Genomic DNA, 23,066 nt, shown 5'->3' with positions numbered 1-23,066 from the left:
ACTACAACTGAGCGAGTGGGCGCGCGATGAACTGGCGCTGCGCGAGGATCGCCTCGACCAACACCAGCCCCGCCGCCGGCCCCTCGCAGCGCGCCACGGCCACCGTGCGGTTGAGTTCGATCACCGGTGACGGCTGTCTGCGCAGCAGCACCTCATCCAGCGCGGCAATCTGCGGCCAGTCCGTGTCCTCGGCTCGGGGCACATCGTCATGCACGCCTGCCAGTGCGCGCGGTAGGCGGCCAATCGACAGGCGCTGAAAAAAAATAATCGCCTGCGCGAAACTCGCTAGACTTCGCGGTTCACTCGCCCCAAGGACTCGCGATGACTGCCCGACTCGTCCCCTACGAACACCTCGACGCCCTGCAACGCCAGCAAGTGCAAGCCATTGAGGTCCATCCCGAGCAAATCCCCTTCAGCGGCGACATCCACGGCGCCCTGCACAGCCTGCTGTCCAAACCCGGCCCCGGGGTCAAGGGCTTCGCCCTGCTGGCCGATGACGTGCCGGTGGCGTTCCTGCTGCTCAAGCGCCCGCCCGCCTTACCGGCCTGGGCCGACGAACACAGCGCCACCCTGCACGCCCTGCAAGTCGACCGCCGCGCCCAGGGCCGCGGCCATGGCAGCGCCTGCCTGCGCGCCCTGCCTGCCGCCGCACGCCAGGCCTGGCCCCAGATCCGCGCGCTGGAATTGTCGGTGGACGCCACCAACAACGCCGCCATCGCCCTCTACAGCAAGCACGGCTGGGTCGATAGCGGCGAGGCGTACAAAGGCCGCATCGGTTATGAGCGGCGGATGGGGTGGGTGTATGCCGACGCGCCCCACGAAAAAGGGTTGCCCTCTGGCAACCCTTTAGTGAGCCTTGCAGATCAGAGCAGCAGACAGTAATCGATCAACTGTTGCTCAACGCTCTGGCGTTGCCCCAACACCAACGCCACGACCACCAAGCCTTCACTGGGATAAATTTCATACAGCACACGCTGGCCCATGGGCAGGTATTCGTGGAAGTGGGTGACCCCCAGGGAAACGGCCTGCTGGCACAGGCTGTAGGTATGGGCTTGGGTGGCGAGAGTGGAGACAATCTGGCGCACCAGTTCATCCACCCATTGCGCGGCCTTTTGCGCGCCACATTGGCCCGTGAGGTAGTGCTCCAACAACATCACGCCATGCTCGGCCGCCGTCGCGAACTGGACGTTATAGGTCTTGGGCATCGTCATTTTCTTGCAGCAACTGACGCCGTTGGGCGAGGCGTTCGAGCAAAGTGTCGCCGCTTATCAACTTGCCTTGCTCTTTGTCGCGCGAGGCGAAGGAAAGCAGCTTAAGCAGGGCGATGGCTTCATCCCTGCGCTTGCGCGCCTCGTAAGACTCGATCACATAGGCCGGTACGCCGTTCTGGGTCACCAGCATGGGTTCGGACAAATCCAGAGAGGCAGCGTTTTTCTTCACAAAACTGATGGTTTCAACTCGCATGGGAATGCGTCCTCGGCACACGGCCTACCAGGGCTCAACAAGGCCTCAATTTAGACCACAAAAAGACCAGGCACAACAACACGTCCGTTTTCAACCGTGCCCCACCCCCTGGGCGGCCTCGAAGGAGGCGGCTTGGCCAACAAACTCGTTGTACCCGGAAACGATCACGTACACCGCGAAGTAGCAGAAGATCGCCGCAGAAGCCAGGTAGGAGTAGCGCAATAGCTTGTCCCCCAGCAGCTTGCCGCCCTGGGTGGCGGCCAGGCACAAACCGGCGCTCCACAGCAGCCCGGCGCTGAAGAAACCGCCGAGGAACAGGCCCGCGCTGGCCAGGCTGCCGCCACCCGAGCGGGCGATCAGGGTGCCACCCACGGCGGCGAACCAGAGGATCGCGCTGGGCGAGGACATGGCCAGGAACATGCCGCGAAAGAACTCGCGGCGATGGGAGCCGGCGGGCACTTGAGCGGTTTGGGCCAGTGCCGCTTCGTGGTGGATGGCGGCATGGATCATCTTCGCCGCGAAGTACAGCAACAGCAGCGAACCACCGACCCACAGCACCCAGCGCACCGTTTCGTACTGCAGCAACACGCTCATGCCGGCCAGGGCCAGCACGGCATAAATCAAATCGCCAAAACACGTGCCCAGGCCCAGGGCAAAGCCCTGGAAATAGCCGCGCTGCATGGCCAGGGTAATCATCGCGATATTGGCCACGCCAATGTCCAGGCACAGGGAAAGGCTGAGCAAAAAGCCGCTGGTAAATTCCATGGTCGATTCCAGAAAAACGGTGGCATTGGCGCCGGAACTGGCCGGCAATGTGCCCAATCAGGGCGAAAACAGCCACCAAAATATTTGCCGGCCCACTATGGACAATTGGCCATCATCGCCCTTATCGTGCCGCCCAGGCCACCGCAGTGGCCAACGTCGCTCGGACGGTTCCGGGCGCTTACGTACTTCGAGGCAACAATGGCCGAACCAGGTTCGCCGCGCCGCTTTGCGCGCATAGATCGACTCCCCCCTTACGTGTTCAACATCACTGCCGAGCTGAAGATGGCCGCCCGTCGTCGTGGCGAAGACATCATCGACTTCAGCATGGGCAACCCCGACGGACCGACGCCGCCCCACATCGTGGAAAAACTGGTGACCGTCGCCCAGCGCGAAGACACCCACGGCTACTCCACGTCCAAGGGCATCCCGCGCCTGCGCCGGGCGATTGCCAACTGGTACAAGGAGCGCTACGAGGTCGATATCGACCCGGAAAGCGAAGCCATCGTCACCATCGGTTCCAAGGAAGGCCTGGCGCACTTGATGCTGGCCACCCTGGACCAGGGCGACACCGTGCTGGTGCCCAACCCCAGCTACCCGATCCACATCTACGGCGCGGTGATCGCCGGGGCCCAGGTGCGCTCCGTGCCGCTGGTGCCAGGGGTGGACTTTTTCGCCGAGCTGGAACGGGCCATTCGCGGCTCGATCCCCAAGCCGAAAATGATGATCCTGGGCTTTCCGTCCAACCCTACCGCGCAGTGCGTGGAACTGGATTTCTTCGAGCGCGTGGTGGCCCTTGCCAAGCAGTACGACGTACTGGTGGTGCATGACCTGGCCTACGCCGACATCGTCTACGACGGCTGGAAAGCCCCGTCGATCATGCAAGTGCCGGGGGCCAAGGACATCGCCGTGGAGTTTTTCACCCTGTCCAAGAGCTACAACATGGCGGGTTGGCGCGTGGGCTTCATGGTCGGCAACCCGGAACTGGTCAACGCCCTGGCGCGGATCAAGAGCTACCACGACTACGGCACCTTCACCCCACTGCAAGTGGCGGCCATCGCCGCGCTCGAAGGCGACCAGCAGTGCGTCAAGGATATCGCCGAGCAGTACCGCCAGCGCCGCAACGTGCTAGTAAAAGGCCTGCATGAACTGGGCTGGATGGTGGAGAACCCCAAAGCCTCGATGTACGTCTGGGCCAAGATCCCCGAAGCCTACGCCCACCTGGGTTCGCTGGAGTTCGCCAAGAAACTCCTGGCCGAGGCCAAGGTGTGCGTCTCGCCGGGGGTGGGTTTTGGCGAGTACGGCGACGATCATGTGCGCTTTGCCCTGATCGAAAACCAGGACCGCATCCGCCAGGCAGTACGCGGCATCCGGGCGATGCTGCGCGCCGATGGGCTGGTGCACAAAGCCAACGGCTGACCCTGGGCGACGATGGGGAGCCGGGCCAGGCCCGGTTCCCCTAACAGCCACTTGGCTTAGACCACCAACGACAGCAGCAGGATAAAGATCAAGGCCACCACCGAGAGGATGGTTTCCATCGCGGTCCAGGTCTTGAAGGTTTCGGCCACGGTCATATTGAAATACTGCTTGACCAGCCAAAACCCCGCGTCGTTGACGTGGGACAGAATCAACGAACCGGCGCCAGTGGCCAGCACCAGCAACTCGCGGTTCACCCCCGGAATCATCCCCACCACCGGCACCACAATGCCCGCCCCAGTAATGGTCGCCACCGTCGCCGACCCCGTGGCGATGCGGATCACCGCCGCCACCAGCCAGGCCAGCAGGATCGGCGAGATTTGCGCGTTCACCGCCATATGGCCGATCACGTCACCCACCCCGCTGGTCACCAGCATCTGCTTGAAACCGCCACCGGCACCGATGATAAGAATGATCGCCGCGGTCGGCGCGAGGCTGGCGTCGAGCAACTTGAGGATCTGCTTGGAACCAATGCCCTGACGGTGGCCGAAGGTGTACAGCGACAGCAGCAACGCCAGCAGCAGTGCCGAGATGGGGTGGCCGACCATGTCCATCCAGGTGCGCAACCAGTGGCCATCGGCAAAGGCCACGTCGGCGAAGGTCTTGAGCAGCATCAAGAACACCGGCAGCAGCACGGTGACCAAGGTAATGGCGAAGCTTGGCAACGTCTCGGACGCCGGCTCGCGGGCCAGTTGGTCCACCAGTTCCTGGGACGGGTTACCGGGAATGTACTTGGAGATAAAGGTGCCGTAGATCGGCCCGGCGATGATGGCCGTGGGCAGCGCGACAATCAGGCCATAGAGGATGGTCTTGCCGATGTCCGCGCCAAACACGCCGATGGCCAGCAGCGGCCCCGGGTGCGGTGGCACCAGGCCATGCACCGCCGAAAGGCCGGCCAGCAGCGGGATGCCGATCTTGATGAGCGACACGCCGGTACGCCGCGCCACGATAAACACCAAGGGAATCAGCAGCACAAAGCCGATCTCGAAGAACAACGGGATGCCCACCAGAAACGCCGCGAACATCATCGCCCACTGCACCCGCTCCTTGCCGAAGGCGCGGATCAGGGTTTGCGCGATCTGATCGGCGCCCCCCGACTCGGCCATCATTTTGCCGAGCATGGTGCCCAGCGCCAGGATGATGCCGACAAACCCCAGCACGCCGCCAAACCCGTCCTGGAAGGCCTTGATGATGGTGCCGATGGGCATGCCCGACGTCAGCCCCAAAAACGCGGCGGCGATAATCAGGGCGATGAAGGGATGGAGCTTGAACTGGGTAATCAGCACGATCAGGCCGATCACCGTAACCACTGCGTCTAACAGCAGGAACGTCTCGTGGGACAGACCAAACATGGGGTTTCTCCTGTTTGTTGTTGTTATTAAAGCGGGTGTGGGAGGTTGGGTTGCCAGACAGCGCTATCTTTTTGCCCCGCGCCTCAGGCGCGCGGCGTGAGGCCGTGTTCGATCCACCACCGGGTGGCCTGGCTCGCCAGTTGCTCGACGCTGTGGGTCGAGGCATCAAGGGCCAGGGTGCGCGGCTCGCCCACCGGTGATTCGAGGGTGGCGAACTGGCTGTCGATCAAGGTGGCAGGCATGAAATGCCCCGGGCGATGAGCCACGCGGTCGGCGGCCACTTCGCGACTCAATTCTAAAAATACGAAACCCAGCCCCGGCGAGGCGCTGCGCAGGCGTTCGCGGTAGCTGCGCTTGAGGGCCGAACAGGTCAGCACCGGGTGCTCGCCCGCCGCGAGGGCACGGCGCAGCTCTGCGCACAGGCTATCGAGCCAACCGGCGCGGTCGTTGTCGTCCAAGGGGATGCCGGCGCTCATCTTTTCGATGTTCGCGGCCGGGTGAAAGGTGTCGCCTTCGATGCCGGTGGCGCCGCTGAGGGTGCAAATGGCCTGGCTCACGCTGGACTTGCCGCAACCGGCGACCCCCATGATGACCAAAGCAGTAACGGGTTGACTCATGGAACACCTCAGAACGCAGACAGCGCTATCTTTGCGAATTTGATGCGGGTGCAAAAACAGGCCCTATCGGCGCCTTCTCTCGTTTTTATGGGGGGGTCTCGACCGACAGGAACGGGATCAGGCAACCCACGGTTCATGCCAATTGCAGGCACATCGAGACAGCGCTACCTTAGTGCCTCGAATTTTGTTTGGCAAGCCGCCTGATGACCTCCCCTAAAAACGATAAAAACCCCCGCACCACGGGCCGCCCTACCCTCAATGAAGTCGCACGCCTGGCCGGCGTCAGCCCCATCACCGCGTCCCGCGCCCTGCGTGGCATCAGCACCGTGGCCCCGGCGCTGGTGGAAAAGGTGCGCCAAGCCGCCCTGGACCTCAACTACGTGGTCAACCCTGCCGCCCGCGCCCTGGCCTCGGCCCAGAGCCATTCGGTGGTGGTGCTGGTGCCGTCGCTGTCCAACCTGCTGTTCATCGACACCCTGGAAGCCATCCACCAGGTGCTGCGGCCCAAGGGCTTCGAGGTGCTGATCGGCAACTACCACTATTGCCGCGACGAAGAGGAAAACCTGCTGCGCAACTACATGGCCTATCAGCCCCGAGGCCTGTTACTCACCGGTTTCGACCGCACCGAAAGCGCCCGGCGCATGATCGACGCCAGCCAGGTGCCGTGCGTGTACATGATGGAGTTGGACGCCGGCGCCGGGGTCAATTGCGTGGGTTTCTCCCAAGTCAGCGCGGGCGAAACCGCCGCCGCCCACCTGATTGCCCGCGGGCGCAAACACCTGGCCTACATCGGCGCGCAACTGGACCAACGCACCCTGCTGCGCGGCGAGGGCTTTCGCCGCGGCTTGCAGCAGGCCGGCCTATACAACCCGGACTTGGAAGTGCTGACCCCGCGGCCCTCCTCGGTGGGCCTGGGCGGCGAACTGTTCCTGCACCTGATGGCCAGCCAACCGCAAGTGGACGCGATCTTCTTCGGCAACGACGACCTGGCCCACGGCGCCCTGCTCGAAGCCCTGCGCAGCGGCATCGCAGTGCCCGGGCGCGTGGCGATCCTGGGCTTCAACGACCTGCCCGCCTCGGCCCACATGGTGCCGCGCCTGAGCAGCATCAGCACCCCGCGCGAAGCCATCGGCCGGCGCGCCGCCGAGCAGATGCTGGTGCTGATGGCCGGCAACCGCGTGGCGCAACCGGTGCAGGACATGGGTTTTGAACTCAAAGTGCGCGAAAGCACCTAGCCGCGCACGCTCATCAGCCCCAGCAAGGCGCCGAACACCACCAGCACGCCACCGAACACCTGGTCGATGCGCCGCTTGTAGCCCATCAAGCGGTTGCGAATGGCCGGCGCGGAAAAAAACAGCGCCAGCGCCACGAACCACAGCCAGTGCGCGGCGACGATGATCGCGCCGTAACCCAGTTGCAGCGCCAGCGGCGTGTTCGGTTGCAGCACTTGCAGGTACAGGCTGACCACGAAAATCATCGTCTTGGGGTTCAGCGCATTGGTCAAAAACCCGGTGCGCAAGGCCTTGCACAGCGACTGCTGCACCGCGCCAGGTTGCCCCGCCGCCTCGGCCTGGGGCTTGGCGCGCAGCATCTGCACGCCCAGGTAGATCAGGTACAACGCCCCCGCCACTTTCAACGCGGTGAACAGCAGCAGCGACTCGCGCACCACCAAGCCCACGCCAAGCACGGTGTAGGCGACATGGACCATCACCCCCAAGCCAATCCCCAGCGCCGTCATCACCCCGTGGCGCCGCGACAGCAGCAGGCTGTTGCGGGTGACCATGGCAAAGTCCGGCCCGGGGCTGAGCACCGCCAGCACGGTGATGGTGATTACAACTAACAGTTCAGTCATGGGCCGCGCTCCGGGGTATAGAATCAGCGCCACACTTTAATGGCTACAGGGCGGCCAGGCGAACGATGAAAACTGACACTCTCGGTGATAAAAACTCACAGACTGCCAAGCGCCGCCTGCCGCCCCTCAGCGCCCTGCGTTGCTTCGAGATGGCCGCGCGCCTGGAGAGCTTCACCCGCGCCGCCGCCGCGCTGCACCTCACCCACGGGGCCATCAGCCGCGCCGTACGGGCCTTGGAGGACGACCTACAAACGGCCCTGTTCGAGCGCCGCAGCCACCGAGTGTTTCTCACTGACGCCGGGCGTGAACTGCTGCAAACGGTGGAGAACGCCTTCGATCAACTGGAAACCACCGCCCGCCGCTTGCGTACCCCCAGTCCGAGCGCGCCGCTGGTGCTGTCCTGCGAGCCAACCTTGCTGATGCGTTGGCTGATCCCACGGATTCCGGCGTTCTACGCCGCCCACCCGGGCATCAGCCTGCAACTGGTGGCCGGGGGCGGGCCGTTTTCGTTCAAGGACGGTATCGACCTGGCCATTCGCCGCCAGGATTTCCCTTGGCCCGCCGATGCCCACGCCGATTGGCTGTTCGACGAAAGCGTCGGCCCGGTGTGCCGCCCCGACCGATCCGCGCACTGGGCGCCCCTGCACAACGGCCAGCCCCGGCTGGCCCGCGACGCCCCGCGCCTGCACAGCGCCACCCGGCCCCAGGCCTGGAGCCATTGGCTCGAAGCCACCGCCAGCCCGACGCCAGAGCCCGCGGAGCAAGTCTTCGAGCATTTCTACTTCAGCCTGCAAGCGGCCGTGGCCGGGCTAGGCCTGGCAATTGCCCCGTGGCAACTGGTGCGCGACGACCTGCAATCGGGCCTGCTGGTGGCGCCCTGGGGCTTTGTTCCCGATGGCAGCGCCTACTACCTCCTGCGCCGGCAAACCCCGGAGCCCGACGCCGCCATGACGGCATTGTTGACGTGGCTCAGAAGCGCCTTATAGGCGTGGAAAACACCGACGACGTTGCCTTTTTTATAGGAGGCGGGCTCGCCCGCTGGCTACAACAACGGTGGGGTCAGCAGTTGCACGAAGGCAGCGGCGCCTTTTCCCAGGGGTTGGTTTTTCAGCCACACCACGTGCAACGGCAGCAGCAGGCCGTTTTCGGTGTTGTGAAAATCCAGGCGTTTGAGCCGCCCGGCGGCCAGCAGCGGCGCCACCACCGAGAGGGGGAAGTTGCCCCAACCGATGCCGCTTTCCACCATGTCCAGGGCCATTGCCAGGCTATCGGTGCGCCAGTACGACTCGGCCACCAGCGGCCGGGCGTCGGCCAGGGGCAGGTCGCGGCTGGCGACGAGGATCTGGCGCACGTTCACCAGGTCTTCCAGGTACAGCGGCCCATGCGCCCCGGCAAACGCCGGGTGGGCGGCGCCGATGGTGGCCACCAGTTGCTCGCTGCCAATGAACTGGAAACGCTCCAACACGTTCACCGCCAACCCGGCGAAGGCCAGGCACACACTGACGCGGCCGCTGTGCAGCAAATGCAGGACATCGTCCTGGGGCGCGGTCAGCACTTCGATGTCCAACAAGGGATGGCGCTGGGCAATCACCTTAATGGCCGCCAGCAATCGCGAAGGGCCAATATCCGCCACCACGCCGATGGATAACTTGCTCTCCAACCCCAACGACAACTGCAACGCGTGCACTTGCAGTTGCTTGAGCTGCTCGGCGATCAACCGCGCATGGGGCACCAGGGCATTGGCCAGCGCCGTGGGCTGGGGTTCGCGGTGGCTGCGGTCAAACAGGGCGTACCCCAACTCGGCCTCCAGGTTGGCGATACCCATGCTCACCGCCGACGGCACCTTGCCCAAGGCCCGGGCGGCGGCAGAAAACGAGCCGCGTTCGATCACGGCAAGGAACAATTCAATACTCGAAGGGCTGAAACTCACGGCACCACCTATCAATAAAACTGAAAGCTACTGACTTTTTCTATCAGCCGCATTGAAGCTACCTTCTGCGCCCAGCGCCAGCCCTGCCCACAAAAAAGCCTGGCCCCCATCACGCGCACAAGGAATCCCCCATGCAAGGCGTCAAACGCAAACTGGTCTATGTCTCGTTGTTCGAGGTGTTCGGCATGACCTTCTCCGCCCTCGGCCTGGCGCTGCTGTCCGGCACTTCGCCAAGCAGCACCGGGCCGCTGGCGGTGGTCATCACCAGCATCGCGGTGGCCTGGAACTTCATCTACACCACCCTGTTCGAGCGCTGGGAAAGCCGCCAGCCGTCGCGCACCCGCACCGTCAAGCGGCGCATCGCCCACGCAGTGGGGTTCCAGTTGACGCTGATCGTGTTCCTGATCCCGTTGATTGCCGGGTGGATGGGCATCAGCCTCTGGGCCGCCTTCCTCCTGGACCTGGCCCTGATTCTGTTCATCCCCTGCTACACCTTTGCCTTCAACTGGCTGTTCGACCGCGTGTTCGGCCTGCCCGCCTCGGCCCTGCCCGACCCGGCCTGACAGCGGCAAAAGCCTTCCGCCCAGAGGAAAACCCTCACCGCCCAGCCCCGGCAAAACCCCATGAAACCGGGGCTTTGCGGGGCAGGCACGCAATTTGCTCCAGGCCTTGGTGTTCCCATCGTTCAAGGATTTGAATCATGTCACTCAACGTTCAGACCAGCCCGGTGCTGCAACTGGGCATCCGCCCCGACAAAGACCCCGCCACCTCGGCGGCGGCCAGCACCCAGTTCAACGCCGTGCTGCACAGCGTGCAGAACAGCGCAGACACCACCAAGGTGCCGCCCACCGCCAAAGCCGAAGCGGCCACCCACGCCACCGACGGCAGCAAGCAGAGCAACGCCCTCAAGGATTTTCTCGAATACATGCACCAGACGCCCGAACAGCGCCTGCGGGCCAAGCTCCTCCTGGAAATGAACCTCACCGAAGAAGAGATCAAAGCCATGCCGCCGCCGGTGCAGTTCGATATCGAGCAGAAAATCGCCAAGCGCATGGCCGAAGAAATAGAGTTCGCCAAGGTCACGAGCGAACAAGAGATGAAGCTCAAGAGTGAGGGCATGGCGGCGGTATAGCGGTTGCTGGGGAGGGCTTGCGTGGGAGTGGGCTCGTCTGCGATGAGGCTGGCACAGCCAACCTGACCGCCAGGGCGTGGCCGATGGCGTTGGGTTTTCGTGTTCCAGGTTGATCCGTTCGCTGATATTGGAGGCCACTTTAAGCACGCGGTGCACTTGCCGGTCCGGGCCCAGCACCGGCCTGTAGCGGGCCTCCAGCCATAGCTCCTCGCCACTTTTGCTCAGGCGCAAGCTAGTCGGCCATTATCGAGGGAAGTTTGCCTGGGCAAACTAAGGCCAAGCCCGACAAACGGGCTTGGCGCGAGGATCTATCAGTGGCCGAAAACGCCAACCTTCTTGGCTTTTTTATCGGCGCGTTTTTCGTCGGCGGTTTTTGCCGGTTTCTTTTTCGCGGCTTTCTTTGAATCCATGCCTTTGGCCATGATGCGTGCTCCACTCATACGGGAAGGTAACGTTGAGGTATAACACCAATTGCCTGGCAGAATGCCATTTGCCCGATTTAACTGCCCAGTTCCCCGAAAAAGCCCTCTAAAACCATGCCCGAGCTGAATTTCCAAGCATTGCCCGACCTGCACCTGCCCTTGCTCAACAAGTTTTACCGCAGCCACGACACCGCCATGCGTAGTAGCCGCGAAGGGGTTTCGTGGGTGGCGAAAGAGGCGCAAATCGTCGCTGCATTGAACCTGCGGCCGATGGCACAGGGGCATTGGCTGACCGGGTTGTTCGTTGACCCGGCCTACCGTGGCCGGCAGATCGCCAGTGGCCTGGTGGCACAGGCTATCGCCCCGCTCGACGGCCCGGTGTGGCTGTTCTGCCACCCGGACTTGCAAGGCTTCTACGAAAAACTGGGGTTTTGCAGCCAGTGCGCCCTGCCCCAGGCCCTGGCCGAACGGTTGGTGCGCTACCGGCGCAACAAGGCGCTGGTGGCGCTGCAAGCTACTCCAGCGTGCCGTGCGGCAGGTCCGGGAACATCACGTCAATAAAGCCGAACTTGCTGAAATCGCTGATGCGCGACGGGTACAGGCGCCCGATCAGGTGATCGCACTCGTGCTGCACCACCCGCGCGTGAAAGCCCGAGGCCATGCGCACGATCGGCTCGCCCTTGGGGTCGAAGCCTTCGTAGCGGATGTGCTGGTAGCGCTGCACCGCACCCCGCAGCCCGGGCACCGACAGGCAGCCCTCGAAACCCTCTTCGAGGGTCGGCGCCAGAGGCGTAATCAGCGGGTTTATCAGGATGGTCTGCGGCACGGCCTCGGCGTCCGGGTAGCGCTCGCTGTGTTCGAAGCCGAACACCACCAGTTGCAGGTTGACGCCCACCTGGGGCGCGGCCAGGCCAACACCGCCGACGTGTTCCATGGTCTGGAACATGTCGTCGATCAGTTGCCATAACTCGGCGCTGTCGAACATGTGCGGTGGGACGGGTGGCGCGATGCGCAGCAGGCGTTCGTCGCCCATTTTCAGGATTTCACGGATCATCTTCAGGCTTCGTCTGTGGTCGGCTTGAGCGAGTGGTCCCGGCCCAGTCCCGACACGTGTTGTTTTTCGCCGTGCCCAGGCATGTCCTTCTCACCAGGATTTTTGCCATCGGCCGACATGTGCTCGATCACTGCGTTCATTTCCGCCCCCAGCAACAGCACCGCGGCGGAGATATAGAAGTACAGCAGCAATACGATGATCGCGCCGATACTGCCATACATGGCGTTGTAGTCAGCGAAGGTTTTCACGTAGTAGCCAAAGCCCAGGGACGCGATGATCCACACCACCACCGCCAGCACGGAACCTGGGGTGATGAAGCGAAATTCCTGCTGCACGTCCGGCATCACGTAGTAGATCAACGCCACGGCCACCATCAGCAAAATCACGATCAGCGGCCAACGCAGCACGGTCCAGAGGGTAACGATGAAATCTTCCATGCCCACCTGCCCGGCTACCCAAGCCATCACCTGCGGCCCTAGCACCATCAGCGCGGCGGCGGCCAGCAGCATGCCGGCGATGCCTACGGTGTAGAAGATCGACAACGGAAAGCGCTTCCAGATCGGCCGGCCCTCGACCACGTCGTAGGCGGCGTTCATCGCGCTCATCATCAGGCGCACGCCCGCCGAGGCGGTCCACAGGGCAATAACGATACCCACCGAGAGCAGGCCGCCCTTCGATTGCTGGAGTTGGTCGATGACCGGGTTGACCTGCTCCAGGGCCTGGGGCGGCAGCACCAGTTCCGATTGCAGGCGCAACCAGGAGAAGAAATCCGGTAAATGCAGGAAACCGATCAGGGCGATCAGGAACAGCAGGAAGGGGAACAGGGAAAACAGCATCTGATAGGCCAGCGCCGAGGCGTAGGTGGACATTTCGTCGTCAACGAACTCCGTGACCGTACGCAGCATCACGCGGTGCAGGGGCAGGCCTTTCAAATCCGGGAAAATCATAGCGTCTCCTTTCGCCGCAAAAAGGTGTGAAGTCGGGGGCGACTCAAGGGCGTTTATTTGGGTGGTTTTTGAAAGCGGATGTTCTACACCAAAGTAGCCTAATTGACCTCATGCCTACAGTTTCGGTTCATTGCACCTACAAAAGCGGCCATCCGTGGATGGCCGCTCAATGACACTAAAACGCACTTCGGCTTATGCCTTATCGACGCCTTTCTTGATGGCGTCCTTGGTTTTGCCGACAGCCTGTTGCGCTTCGCCCTTCAATTCCTGGGCTTTGCCTTCGGCACGCAGTTTGTCGTTATCGGTGGCCTTGCCCACGCCTTGCTTGACGTTGCCGACCGCTTCGTTGGCCATGCCTTTGACTTTATCGCTGGTGCTACTCATGGTGATTCTCCTGGTGACTATCCGGGTGATTCGAGTGCTTGCGTAAAGGTTGACCGGGGGCATTTGGAGCAAGTTTCATTTATTTTCCCGGCGGCTTTTCAAGGCCCGGCGCAGGTTGGGCTTTATGTTTGCGGCGCAACCCCCGAGAATGCGCACCTTATTTGCGGCCACGCGCCGAAGATCCAACCGTGCAGGTATGTCATGAAACTCAATAAAGCGCAGGCCATTGCCCGCAGAAACCAGGAACTGGGCGGTGCCGTGCTGGGCGTCAACAACTGCCACTTCACCGAGTTGAACCGCAACAAGAACATCTGGTGGTTCGATATACCCCTGGCGCGCCTGGCCATCGGCCAATACGAGTGGATTCACTTGCTGCTGCACAGCCCCGCCAGCGACCAGTTGCTGCACCTGAAAGTGCCCACTGTGTTCCTGCGGGAAAAAATGGAAGGCCTGGTGGTACGCAACGAAGGCAAGCGCAAATCCACGGTGAGCCTGGAACTGAGCGCCGACAAGGACGCCTACCTCGAAGACGTGCGCCCGGCGGGTACCGGGGTGAATTTCGCGCAGTTCCTGCAGTAAGCCCCGCGACAACACCGCCAACAGTCACCACTGCGGGAGCCAGCCTGCTGGCGATAACGTCCACCCAGCCAACATCCGTGTTGAAAGATGTACCGCCCTCGCGAACAAGCTCGCTCCCACAGGGCGCTGTACCCGCCCTGTCGCGATATTCCCCACTCATTCGCCGCTTTTTTGCCGATTTTCCGCGGATACGGCACACTAGCGGCCCGAGCGCCCGCTCGGTTTTTTTAACTCATGCAGAAGCCGTATGACCCGCTCCCCGTTCCGCCGTCTTGTGTTTGGCACCTTGCGCCGACTGTTGTACCTCTGGGTGCGCTCGGAAACGATCAACCAGTCGTCCTTCACCCTCAACCTCGACCGCAGTCGTCCGGTGTTCTACGTCCTGCAAAACCCTTCGCTGACCGACCTGGCCGTGCTCGATACCGAGTGCACCAAGGCCGGCCTGCCGCGCCCGGTATTGCCGGTGTCGGTGGGCAACCTGATGGAGCCGGCGGCGTTTTTCTACCTCACGCCCGAGCCCGACTGGCTGGGCCGCCAGGACAAACGCGGCGCGCCGCCGACCCTCACCCGGCTGGTCAGCACCCTGACCCAGAACGCCGCCGAAGACGCGCAGATCATTCCGGTCAGTGTGTTCTGGGGGCAATCGCCGGGCAGTGAGTCCAGCCCTTGGAAGCTGCTATTCGCCGACAGCTGGGCGGTCACCGGGCGCCTGCGCCGCTTGCTGAGCATCATGATCCTGGGCCGCAAGACCCGTGTGCAGTTCTCCGCGCCCATCCACCTGCGCGAACTGATCGAACACAACAAGGGCCACGAACGCACCGTGCGCATGGCCCAGCGCATTTTGCGGGTGCACTTTCGCCACCTCAAAAGCGCGGTGATCGGCCCGGACATTTCCCACCGCCGCAACCTGGTCAAGGGCTTGCTCAACCAGCCGTTGGTCAAGCAGGCGATCCTCGACGAAGCCGAGCGCGAGAACATCTCGCCCGACAAAGCCAAGGCCCTGGCCTTGCGCTACGGCAACGAAATCGCCTCGGACTACACCTTCACCGCCATCCGCTTCCTGGAAGTGGTGTTGAGCTGGTTCTGGAACAAGATCTACGACGGCATCAAGGTCAACAATATCGAGGGCGTGCAGCAGATCGCGCCGGGGCACGAGGTGATCTACGTACCGTGCCACCGCAGCCATATCGACTACCTGCTGCTGTCCTACCTGCTGTTTCGCAACGGCCTGACCCCGCCGCACATTGCCGCCGGGATCAACCTCAACATGCCGGTGATCGGCAGCCTGCTGCGCCGTGGCGGGGCGTTTTTCATGCGCCGCACGTTCAAGGGCAATCCGCTCTATACCTCGGTGTTCAACGAATATCTGCACACGTTGTTCACCAAAGGCTTCCCGGTGGAATACTTCGTGGAGGGCGGGCGCTCGCGCACCGGGCGCATGCTGCAACCGAAAACCGGCATGCTGGCCATTACCCTGCGCAGCTTCCTGCGCTCCTCGCGCATGCCCATCGTGTTCGTGCCGGTGTACATCGGCTATGAACGGGTGCTCGAAGGCCGCACGTACCTGGGCGAATTACGCGGTGCGAGCAAGAAAAAAGAGTCGATCTTCGACATTTTCAAGGTGATTGGCGCCCTTAAGCAGCGTTTTGGCCAAGTGGCGGTGAACTTCGGCGAGCCGATCAAACTGGCGCAGTTTCTTGACAGCGAACAACCGGGCTGGCGCAGCCAGGACCTGGGCCCGCAGTTCAAACCGGCGTGGCTGAGCGAAACCACCCATCGCCTCGGCGAGCGCGTGGCGCGCCACCTCAACGAAGCGGCGGCGGTCAACCCGGTCAACCTGGTGGCCCTGGCGCTGCTCTCCACCACGCGCCTGGCCCTGGACGACCGAGCGATGGCGCGGGTGCTGGACCTGTACCTGGCGCTGCTGCGCCGGGTGCCCTACTCGCCCCACACCACGCTGCCCGAAGGCGACGGGCGGGCGCTGATCGAGCACGTCAAGGGCATGAACCTGTTGGCCGAGCAGAGCGACGCCCTGGGCAAAATCCACTACCTGGACGAGCAGAACGCCGTCCTGATGACCTACTACCGCAATAACGTGCTGCACATCTTCGCCCTGCCGGCGTTGCTCGCCAGTTTCTTCCAGAGCACCTCGCGCATGAGCCGCGAACAGATCCTGCGCTACACCCGTGCGCTGTATCCGTACCTGCAATCGGAGTTGTTCATCCGGTGGTCGCTGGAAGAACTGGACGCGGTGGTCGACCAATGGCTGGAGGCGTTCGTTGAGCAAGGACTGCTGCGCTTCGAGAAGGACGCCTACCTGCGCCCGGCGCCGAGTTCGCGGCACTTCGTGCTACTGACCCTGCTGTCCAAGAGCATCGCCCAGACCCTGCAACGCTTCTATATGGCCATCTCGTTGCTGCTCAACAGCGGCCAGAACAGCATCAGCGCCGAAGAACTGGAAGACCTGTGCACCGTCATGGCCCAGCGCCTATCGATCCTGCATGGCCTTAACGCCCCGGAATTCTTCGACAAGAGCCTGTTCCGCCACTTCATCCAGACCCTGCTCGACCAAGGCGTGCTGCGCCGCGACGAGGCCGGCAAACTCAGCTACCACCCCATGCTCGGCGAGTTGGCCGAAGGCGCGGCCAAGCGCGTATTGCCGGCGGAAATCCGCCTGTCGATCCGTCAGGTGGCCCTGCACCGCAGCGAGGACGCGGCAGAGCTGGAGTGAATCGGTAGGCCCCTGGCGGCGCAAATCCGCTAGATTGTCGTAGGCGCCTGTTTGGTAAGGCGCCCACGATAAGGAACCCTGCGATGAAAAAACTCTCCCTGCTTGCCCTCGCCGCGCTGCTCAGCGCCTGCCAGAGCCCGACCCCGGCCGCCAAGGCCAGCCTCGACGGCGAAGTCTTCTACCTGCAACGCATCGCGCTGCCGCCCAACGCCACCCTCAGTGTCAGCCTGCAAGACGTGTCCCTGGCCGACGCCCCGGCGCGGGTCCTCGACCAGCAGAGCGGGCCGATCAAAGGCCAGGTGCCGCTGCCGTTCCACCTCACTTACGATCCGTTGCTGGTGGAGCCCGGCCATCGCTACTCGGTCAGCGCCCGCATCGAGGCCGATGGCAAGTTGCTGTTCATCACCACCGAGCACCACGCCGTGCAACTCAATGGCCAAGACCCGCAGCCATTGAAAGTACGCGTCGATCAAGTCCGTTAACCACCCCTGCCGCCCAAGGAAACCGCCATGCTCCGTCCCTCCCTTCGTTTTGCCGGCCTGTGTGCTGGCCTGTTGGTCAGCGCCAGTGCGCTGGCCTTGTCCCTGAGCGACCTGTCGCAAAAAGACGCCACCGGCGGGCTCAAGGACGCCTTGACCCAGGGCGCGCAAATCGCCGTCAAGCAATTGGGCGCACCCGGGGGCTTTAGCAATAACCCCGAAGTGAAAATCGAACTGCCGGGCAAACTGGGCAAGGTCGCCAAGAAAATGAAGCAGTTCGGCATGGGCGCCCAGGTCGACGAACTGGAAACCAGCATGAACAAAGCCGCCGAAGCCGCCGTGCCGCAGGCCCAGGCGCTGCTGGTGGACGCGGTGAAGAAGATGACCGTGGACGACGCCAAGGGCATCCTCAGCGGCGGCGAAGACTCGGCCACCCAATACCTGAGCAAGACCAGCCGCGAGCAGATCCGCGCCAAGTTCCTGCCCATCGTCAAGCAAGCCACCGACAAAGTGGGCCTGGCGCAGCAGTACAACGCCTTTGCCGGGCAAGCCGCGACCCTGGGCGTGCTGGACGCCAAGAGCGCGAATATCGAAGGCTACGTGACCGAACAGGCCCTCAACGGCTTGTTCGAGATGATCGGCAAGCAAGAAGCCAACATCCGCCAAAACCCGGCGGCCGCTGCCACTAGTTTGGCGAAGAAGGTGTTTGGGACGCTGTAAAGCCTTGAGGAAAATGAAGGGGCAACTGTGGGAGCAACTGTCTTAGCCCTACCATTCGTCACCGCCACTGCGTGCCGCCATCGCGAGCAGGCTCGCTCCCACAGAGCCACCCGCCCCACAGTTCAACTGTGGGGCGGGCGCTGCCCGCGATGGCGGCAGCACAGCCAACATCCCTGTCGGCTATCAGATCGCTATCGCGAGCAAGCCCGCCCCACAGAGGTGGCTACCACAAGGGCCTGCGGCCTTTAGGCGGCTTCCTTCTTGACCCTGAACCACGCCGCATACAGCGCTGGCAAAAACAGCAGGGTCAGGGCCGTGGCGACGATCAGGCCACCCATGATGGCCACTGCCATCGGCCCGAAGAACACGCTGCGTGACAGCGGGATCATCGCCAGCACCGCCGCCAGGGCGGTAAGCACGATGGGACGGAAACGCCGCACCGTGGCTTCGATGATGGCTTGCCATGGGCGCAACCCGGCCTTGATGTCCTGCTCGATCTGGTCCACCAGGATCACCGAGTTACGCATAATCATCCCCGACAACGCGATGGTGCCCAACATGGCCACGAAGCCGAACGGCTGGCGGAACACCATCAGGAACAACGTCACCCCGATCAACCCCAATGGCGCGGTCAAGAACACCATGAAGGTGCGCGAGAAGCTGCGCAGTTGCAGCATCAGCAGGGTCAGCACCACCACGATGAACAGCGGCACGCCGGCCTTCACCGAGTTCTGCCCACGGGTGGAGTCTTCCACCGTGCCACCCACGTCCAGCAAATAGCCATCTGGCAGTTCGGCGCGGATCGGCTCCAGGGTCGGCAGGATCTGCTTGACCAGGGTGGCCGGTTGCTCTTTGTCGTAGATATCGGCGCGCACCGTGACGTTGGGCAAGCGGTTGCGGTGCCAGATGATGCCTTCCTCGAAGCCGTACTCCAGGGTGGCGATCTGCGACAGCGCCACGCTTTTGCCGTTATCGGTGGGCACCGCCAGGCTTGGCAGCAACGACAGCTCAGTGCGTTCGTGAACGGTGCCGCGCAGCAGGATCTCGATCAACTCGTTGTCTTCGCGGTATTGGCTGACGGCCGACCCGGTGAGCGAGCTTTGCAGGAACTTGGCCAAGTTGGCGGTGCTCACGCCCAGGGCGCGGGCGCGGTCCTGGTCGATGTTGAGGTACACCACTTTGCTCGGTTCTTCCCAATCCAGGTGCACATTGACCACATGGGGGTTCTCGCGCACCTTGGCCGCCACTTTGCGGGCCAGGGCGCGCACCTCTTCGATGTGCTCGCCGGTCACCCGGAACTGCACCGGGTAGCCCACGGGCGGGCCGTTTTCCAGGCGCGTAACCCGCGAGCGCATCATCGGGAACTGCTCGTTGAGGGTCTCGATCAGCCAGGTGCGCAGGCTTTCGCGGTCTTCGATGGTCTTGGCCAGCACCACGAACTGGGCGAAGCTCGCCGCCGGCAGTTGTTGGTCCAGGGGCAGGTAGAAACGCGGCGAACCGGTGCCCACGTAGGCCACATAGTTGTCGATGCCGGCGTGGTCCTTGAGCAAGGCTTCCAGGCGCTTGACCTGCTCGGCGGTGTTGCTCAGGGACACGCCCTCGGCCAGTTTCAGGTCGACCATCAGCTCCAGCCGCCCGGAGGCCGGGAAGAACTGCTGGGGCACGAAGCGGAACAGCACCACCGAGGCGACGAACAACACGATAGTCAGGCCGATCACCGTTTTACGCCGGCGCACGCACCACTCCACCACCCGCCGCACGCGCTGGTAAAACGGCGTGCCGTAAGGGTCGGTGGCGCCATCGGTGGTGCCGTGCTTGGCGGCGTGCAGCTTGGCCAGGTCTGGCAGCAGCTTCTCGCCCAGGTACGGCACGAACACCACGGCCGCGACCCAGGAGGCCAGCAGCGCGATGGTCACCACCTGGAAAATCGAACGGGTGTACTCGCCGGTGCCGGACTGCGCGGTGGCAATCGGCAGGAACCCAGCCGCGGTAATCAGGGTGCCGGTGAGCATGGGGAACGCGGTGCTGGTCCAGGCGTAGCTGGCGGCCTTGATGCGGTCGTAGCCCTGCTCCATCTTGATGGCCATCATCTCGACCGCAATGATCGCGTCGTCCACCAGCAGGCCCAACGCCAGCACCAGAGCACCGAGGGAGATCTTGTGCAGGCCGATGCCCAGGTAATACATGCTGGCAAAGGTCATGGCCAACACCAGCGGAATCGCCAGGGCCACCACCATGCCGGTACGCACGCCGAGGGAGAAGAAGCTCACCAGCAGCACGATCACCAGGGCCTCCACCAGCACCCGCACGAACTCGCCGACGCCGGTCTTCACCGCTGCCGGTTGGTCGGAAACCTTGCGCAACTCCATGCCGGCGGGGAGGTTTTTCTGGACGCGGGCGAACTCCACTTCCAGCGCCTTGCCCAGCACCAGGATATCGCCGCCCTCTTTCATGGCCACGGCCAGGCCAATGGCGTCTTCGCCCATGAAGCGCATGCGCGGCGCGGGCGGGTCGTTGAAACCGCGACGCACATCCGCCACATCGGAGATGCGGAACGTGCGATCACCCACGCGGATCGGGAAGGACTTGATCTCTTCTACCGTCTGAAAATTCCCCGACACCCGTAGCTGCAAACGCTCGCTGCTGGTCTCGAAAAACCCGGCAGTAGACACCGCGTTCTGCTCCTGCAAGGCCTGCTGCACCGCAGCCAAAGGCAGGCCGAGGGTGGCGAGTTTGAGGTTGGACAGCTCGATCCAGATCTTCTCGTCCTGCAAGCCCAGCAGCTCGACCTTGCCGATGTCCTTGACCCGTTGCAGCTGGATCTGGATGCGGTCGGCGTAGTCCTTGAGCACCGCGTAGTCGAAACCGCTGCCGGTCAGGGCGTAGATATTGCCGAAGGTGGTGCCGAATTCATCGTTGAAAAACGGCCCCTGGATACCGGGTGGCAAGGTGTGGCGGATGTCGCTGATCTTCTTGCGCACCTGGTACCACAGCTCCGGCACCTGCACCGAGTGCATGGAGTCGCGGGCCATGAAGGTCACCTGGGATTCGCCGGGGCGCGAGAACGAGACAATGCGCTCGTACTCGCCGGTTTCCATCAGCTTCTTTTCAATGCGCTCGGTAACCTGGCGCGAAACTTCCTCGGCCGTGGCCCCGGGCCATTGGGTACGAATGACCATGGCCTTGAAGGTGAACGGCGGGTCTTCGCTTTGCCCCAACTTGGTGTAGGACAAGGCGCCAACAACCGCCAGCAACAGCATCAGGAACAGTACGATCTGGCGATTACGCAACGCCCACGCGGAAAGATTGAAACCCATCGAGGACTACTCCTTGGCCGCCAGGTTAACCGAGCGGTTGGAGCGATCCACGGGCCGCACCTGCTGGCCCTCGTGAAGCACATGCACCCCGGCTGCCACCACCCAATCGCTGGCGTTCAGGCCTTCGAGCACCGGCACGCTTTTTTCGCCAAACGGGCCGACGCGCACGGCGGTGCGCTTGAGTACGTTGTTGGCGTCCACGCGCCAGACGTAGGTCTGGTCGTTTTCTGCGGTCAGCGCCGACAGCGGCACCGAGAGTGGCACCGCGCCTTCGCCCTGAATCGACACGCGGGCACTCTGGCCCAACTCGGCGGGGACTTTGCCGGAGGTGAAGGTGATGCGCGCGGCGAAGGTGCGCGACTTGGGGTCGGCCGACGGCGACAACTCGCGGATGCGCCCGGCGAACGCCTGGCCCGGTTGGGTCCACAACTGCACCGAGACGTCCTGGCCGACCTTGAAACGGCCAAAACTCTGCTCCGGCAGGCTAATCAGCACTTCGCGCTCGCCATCGGTGGCCAGGGTGAACACCGTTTGCCCGGCCGACACCACTTGCCCGACTTCCACGGCGCGGCGCACCACCACACCGTCCTGGGGCGCACGCAGCACCGCATAACTGGCCTGGTTGTTGGACACGTCGAATTCGGCCTTGATCTGCTTGAGGCGCGCCTCGCCGGAGCGGTAGAGGTTCTCGGCGTTGTCGTATTGCGAGCGGCTGACCATCTGCCGGTCCATCAGGGTCTTGTAGCGGTCGCGCTCGGCACGCACCAGGCTCAGGTTGGCCTCGGCGGCCGCGACCTGGGCGCGGGCGGCTTCCAGTTGCAGGCGCACGTCCTGGGGGTCGAGTTCGGCCAGGGGCTGGTTGGCCTTGACCCGCTCGCCTTCATCTACCAGCCGTCGGCTGACCTTGCCGCCGATGCGGAACGCCAGGTCCGGCTCGTAGCGCGCCCTCACCTCACCGGGGTAGCTGTCCATGGCCTGGGCCGAAGGCTCTGGCTGAACCACCATGGCCGGGCGCACCACGACTTGTGCGGGTTCTTCATGGCCGCACGCAGACAAAAAAAGTGCCAGGCTGGCAGGCAAAGCAAGGGGCAGGACATAGCGGAACATGGTGAAGGACCTTTCGCTAATGGTGCTAGGAATAATTATACTTGCCGGTATGTTATTAATAGCAAACTCACCAGTCCAGTAATAAAGCGAAAAATGTCGAACAATCTTTCTGCCCCCAACGGCCCCGGCCGTCCCAAAGACCTGGCCAAACGCCAGGCCATCCTTGATGCGGCGAAAAAGCTGTTTTTGAGCAACGGCTACGCCAACACCAGCATGGATGCGGTGGCAGCAGAGGCCGGTGTGTCGAAGCTCACGGTGTACAGCCACTTCAACGACAAGGAGACGCTGCTGTCGTGCGCCGTCATGTCCAAGTGCGAAGAGCAGTTGCCTACGCTGTTTTTCGAATTGCCCGACGGCGCGCCCATCGAACAGGTGCTGTTGAACATCGCTCGCGGCTTTCACCAACTGATTAACGGCGAGGATTCGGTCAACCTGCACCGCCTCATCATGGCCCTGGGCAGCCAAGACCCCCAGTTGCCGCAGATTTTCTTCGAGGCAGGGCCGCAACGGGTGCTCAACGGCATGGAACGGCTGCTGACCAAAGTCGATCAGATCGGCGCCCTGCGCATCGCCAGCCCACGGGTCGCGGCCGAGCACTTCTTCTGCCTGCTCAAGGGCGCGGCGAACTTTCGCCTGCTGCTGGGCTGCGGCGGGCCAGTGGTCGGCGCGGCGGCCGAGGCCCACGTGCAGGACGTCGTCGCGCTGTTCATGCGCGCCTACCGCCCCGACTGACGGCCGCTT

Annotated in this window: 24 protein-coding genes and 1 pseudogene; 12 read left to right on the top strand and 13 right to left on the bottom strand. The window is 63.2% G+C overall.

Annotation, left to right across the window (positions count from 1 at the left end; all coding sequences use genetic code 11):
- Nucleotide 1: 1 nt before the first annotated feature.
- The gene (locus CKW13_RS08505; RefSeq protein ID WP_095108141.1) at nucleotides 2-214 is read right to left on the bottom strand and encodes a hypothetical protein; all 213 of its coding nucleotides are present in this window, start codon (nucleotides 212-214) and stop codon (nucleotides 2-4) included.
- A 107-nt stretch (nucleotides 215-321) separates the two neighbouring features.
- On the opposite strand from CKW13_RS08505, the pseudogene CKW13_RS08500 reads away from it, so the two are divergent.
- A pseudogene (locus CKW13_RS08500) lies at nucleotides 322-804 on the top strand (GNAT family N-acetyltransferase); the annotation flags it as partial.
- A gap of 59 nt (nucleotides 805-863) precedes the next feature.
- Here the strand turns inward: CKW13_RS08500 and CKW13_RS08495 are convergent.
- From CKW13_RS08495 to CKW13_RS08485, 3 genes are all read right to left on the bottom strand, one after another.
- A complete protein-coding gene (locus tag CKW13_RS08495) occupies nucleotides 864-1,205 on the bottom strand; it encodes a hypothetical protein (protein WP_095108139.1) in 342 nt (113 codons plus the stop codon).
- Complete coding sequence (locus tag CKW13_RS08490; RefSeq protein ID WP_095108138.1) at nucleotides 1,189-1,464, bottom strand: prevent-host-death protein; 276 nt, start codon at nucleotides 1,462-1,464, stop codon at nucleotides 1,189-1,191. Before CKW13_RS08490 ends, CKW13_RS08495 begins: the two co-directional genes overlap by 17 nt.
- A 90-nt stretch (nucleotides 1,465-1,554) precedes the next feature.
- On the bottom strand, nucleotides 1,555-2,229 hold the full coding sequence (locus CKW13_RS08485; protein WP_095108137.1) for a LysE family translocator: 675 nt from the start codon (nucleotides 2,227-2,229) through the stop codon (nucleotides 1,555-1,557).
- Nucleotides 2,230-2,427: 198 nt separating this feature from the next.
- Between CKW13_RS08485 and alaC the strand changes: the two genes are divergently transcribed.
- On the top strand, nucleotides 2,428-3,645 hold the full coding sequence (alaC, locus tag CKW13_RS08480; protein WP_095108136.1) for an alanine transaminase: 1,218 nt from the start codon (nucleotides 2,428-2,430) through the stop codon (nucleotides 3,643-3,645).
- 56 nt (nucleotides 3,646-3,701) lie between these two features.
- Here alaC and CKW13_RS08475 read toward each other — a convergent pair whose 3' ends face one another.
- Together CKW13_RS08475 and CKW13_RS08470 are read right to left on the bottom strand one after the other, a co-directional pair.
- On the bottom strand, nucleotides 3,702-5,054 hold the full coding sequence (locus CKW13_RS08475; RefSeq protein WP_095108135.1) for a GntP family permease: 1,353 nt from the start codon (nucleotides 5,052-5,054) through the stop codon (nucleotides 3,702-3,704).
- Nucleotides 5,055-5,137: 83 nt separating this feature from the next.
- Entirely contained in the window at nucleotides 5,138-5,671 is a 534-nt protein-coding gene (locus CKW13_RS08470; protein ID WP_095108134.1) for a gluconokinase, read from the bottom strand.
- A 203-nt stretch (nucleotides 5,672-5,874) separates the two neighbouring features.
- On the opposite strand from CKW13_RS08470, the gene CKW13_RS08465 reads away from it, so the two are divergent.
- Complete coding sequence (locus CKW13_RS08465; protein WP_095108133.1) at nucleotides 5,875-6,906, top strand: LacI family DNA-binding transcriptional regulator; 1,032 nt, start codon at nucleotides 5,875-5,877, stop codon at nucleotides 6,904-6,906.
- Here the strand turns inward: CKW13_RS08465 and CKW13_RS08460 are convergent.
- A complete protein-coding gene (locus CKW13_RS08460; protein ID WP_095108132.1) occupies nucleotides 6,903-7,523 on the bottom strand; it encodes a LysE family transporter in 621 nt (206 codons plus the stop codon). The genes CKW13_RS08465 and CKW13_RS08460 overlap by 4 nt on opposite strands.
- A 65-nt stretch (nucleotides 7,524-7,588) precedes the next feature.
- Here CKW13_RS08460 and CKW13_RS08455 point away from each other — a divergent pair, with 65 nt between their 5' ends.
- Nucleotides 7,589-8,509 carry a LysR family transcriptional regulator gene (locus tag CKW13_RS08455; RefSeq protein ID WP_095108131.1) on the top strand — a complete coding sequence of 307 codons (921 nt, stop codon included), beginning with the start codon at nucleotides 7,589-7,591 and terminating at the stop codon, nucleotides 8,507-8,509.
- A gap of 56 nt (nucleotides 8,510-8,565) precedes the next feature.
- Here the strand turns inward: CKW13_RS08455 and CKW13_RS08450 are convergent, their stop codons facing one another.
- Complete coding sequence (locus CKW13_RS08450; protein WP_095108130.1) at nucleotides 8,566-9,453, bottom strand: LysR family transcriptional regulator; 888 nt, start codon at nucleotides 9,451-9,453, stop codon at nucleotides 8,566-8,568.
- Nucleotides 9,454-9,584: 131 nt separating this feature from the next.
- On the opposite strand from CKW13_RS08450, the gene CKW13_RS08445 reads away from it, so the two are divergent.
- The 3 genes from CKW13_RS08445 (at nucleotide 9,585) to CKW13_RS08435 (ending at nucleotide 11,568) form a co-directional block, all read left to right on the top strand.
- Nucleotides 9,585-10,016: a PACE efflux transporter gene (locus tag CKW13_RS08445; RefSeq protein WP_095108129.1), complete on the top strand. Its 432-nt coding sequence runs from the start codon at nucleotides 9,585-9,587 to the stop codon at nucleotides 10,014-10,016.
- 137 nt (nucleotides 10,017-10,153) lie between these two features.
- The gene (locus CKW13_RS08440; RefSeq protein WP_095108128.1) at nucleotides 10,154-10,585 is read left to right on the top strand and encodes a hypothetical protein; all 432 of its coding nucleotides are present in this window, start codon (nucleotides 10,154-10,156) and stop codon (nucleotides 10,583-10,585) included.
- A 536-nt stretch (nucleotides 10,586-11,121) separates the two neighbouring features.
- Nucleotides 11,122-11,568, top strand: a complete 447-nt coding sequence (locus tag CKW13_RS08435; protein ID WP_095108127.1) for a GNAT family N-acetyltransferase — start codon at nucleotides 11,122-11,124, stop codon at nucleotides 11,566-11,568.
- Here CKW13_RS08435 and def read toward each other — a convergent pair.
- From def to CKW13_RS08420, 3 genes are all read right to left on the bottom strand, one after another.
- Nucleotides 11,522-12,061 carry a peptide deformylase gene (def, locus tag CKW13_RS08430; RefSeq protein ID WP_095108126.1) on the bottom strand — a complete coding sequence of 180 codons (540 nt, stop codon included), beginning with the start codon at nucleotides 12,059-12,061 and terminating at the stop codon, nucleotides 11,522-11,524. The genes CKW13_RS08435 and def overlap by 47 nt on opposite strands.
- 2 nt (nucleotides 12,062-12,063) lie before the next feature.
- Entirely contained in the window at nucleotides 12,064-13,008 is a 945-nt protein-coding gene (locus tag CKW13_RS08425; protein WP_095108125.1) for a YihY/virulence factor BrkB family protein, read from the bottom strand.
- Between the two features lie 192 nt (nucleotides 13,009-13,200).
- Complete coding sequence (locus tag CKW13_RS08420; RefSeq protein ID WP_095108124.1) at nucleotides 13,201-13,392, bottom strand: CsbD family protein; 192 nt, start codon at nucleotides 13,390-13,392, stop codon at nucleotides 13,201-13,203.
- A gap of 201 nt (nucleotides 13,393-13,593) precedes the next feature.
- Between CKW13_RS08420 and CKW13_RS08415 the strand changes: the two genes are divergently transcribed.
- The 4 genes from CKW13_RS08415 (at nucleotide 13,594) to CKW13_RS08400 (ending at nucleotide 17,901) form a co-directional block, all read left to right on the top strand.
- Nucleotides 13,594-13,971 carry a hypothetical protein gene (locus CKW13_RS08415; RefSeq protein ID WP_095108123.1) on the top strand — a complete coding sequence of 126 codons (378 nt, stop codon included), beginning with the start codon at nucleotides 13,594-13,596 and terminating at the stop codon, nucleotides 13,969-13,971.
- A gap of 247 nt (nucleotides 13,972-14,218) precedes the next feature.
- A complete protein-coding gene (gene plsB, locus CKW13_RS08410; RefSeq protein WP_095108122.1) occupies nucleotides 14,219-16,702 on the top strand; it encodes a glycerol-3-phosphate 1-O-acyltransferase PlsB in 2,484 nt (827 codons plus the stop codon).
- An 83-nt stretch (nucleotides 16,703-16,785) separates the two neighbouring features.
- Nucleotides 16,786-17,184 (top strand): YbaY family lipoprotein, encoded by a 399-nt coding sequence (locus CKW13_RS08405; RefSeq protein ID WP_095108121.1) that lies wholly within the window; start codon nucleotides 16,786-16,788, stop codon nucleotides 17,182-17,184.
- A gap of 27 nt (nucleotides 17,185-17,211) precedes the next feature.
- Complete coding sequence (locus tag CKW13_RS08400; RefSeq protein ID WP_095108120.1) at nucleotides 17,212-17,901, top strand: DUF4197 domain-containing protein; 690 nt, start codon at nucleotides 17,212-17,214, stop codon at nucleotides 17,899-17,901.
- A gap of 245 nt (nucleotides 17,902-18,146) precedes the next feature.
- On the opposite strand, the gene CKW13_RS08395 is transcribed toward CKW13_RS08400, so the two are convergent.
- Together CKW13_RS08395 and CKW13_RS08390 are read right to left on the bottom strand one after the other, a co-directional pair.
- A complete protein-coding gene (locus CKW13_RS08395) occupies nucleotides 18,147-21,218 on the bottom strand; it encodes an efflux RND transporter permease subunit (protein ID WP_095108119.1) in 3,072 nt (1,023 codons plus the stop codon).
- A 6-nt stretch (nucleotides 21,219-21,224) separates the two neighbouring features.
- Nucleotides 21,225-22,325 (bottom strand): efflux RND transporter periplasmic adaptor subunit, encoded by a 1,101-nt coding sequence (locus CKW13_RS08390; protein WP_095108118.1) that lies wholly within the window; start codon nucleotides 22,323-22,325, stop codon nucleotides 21,225-21,227.
- Between the two features lie 93 nt (nucleotides 22,326-22,418).
- On the opposite strand from CKW13_RS08390, the gene CKW13_RS08385 reads away from it, so the two are divergent.
- Nucleotides 22,419-23,057: a TetR/AcrR family transcriptional regulator gene (locus tag CKW13_RS08385; RefSeq protein ID WP_095108117.1), complete on the top strand. Its 639-nt coding sequence runs from the start codon at nucleotides 22,419-22,421 to the stop codon at nucleotides 23,055-23,057.
- Nucleotides 23,058-23,066 lie beyond the last annotated feature (9 nt).

The organism is Pseudomonas sp. Irchel 3E20, from assembly GCF_900187645.1.
Taxonomy (GTDB): domain Bacteria; phylum Pseudomonadota; class Gammaproteobacteria; order Pseudomonadales; family Pseudomonadaceae; genus Aquipseudomonas.
This window is presented reverse-complemented; position numbering and strand designations above follow the sequence as displayed.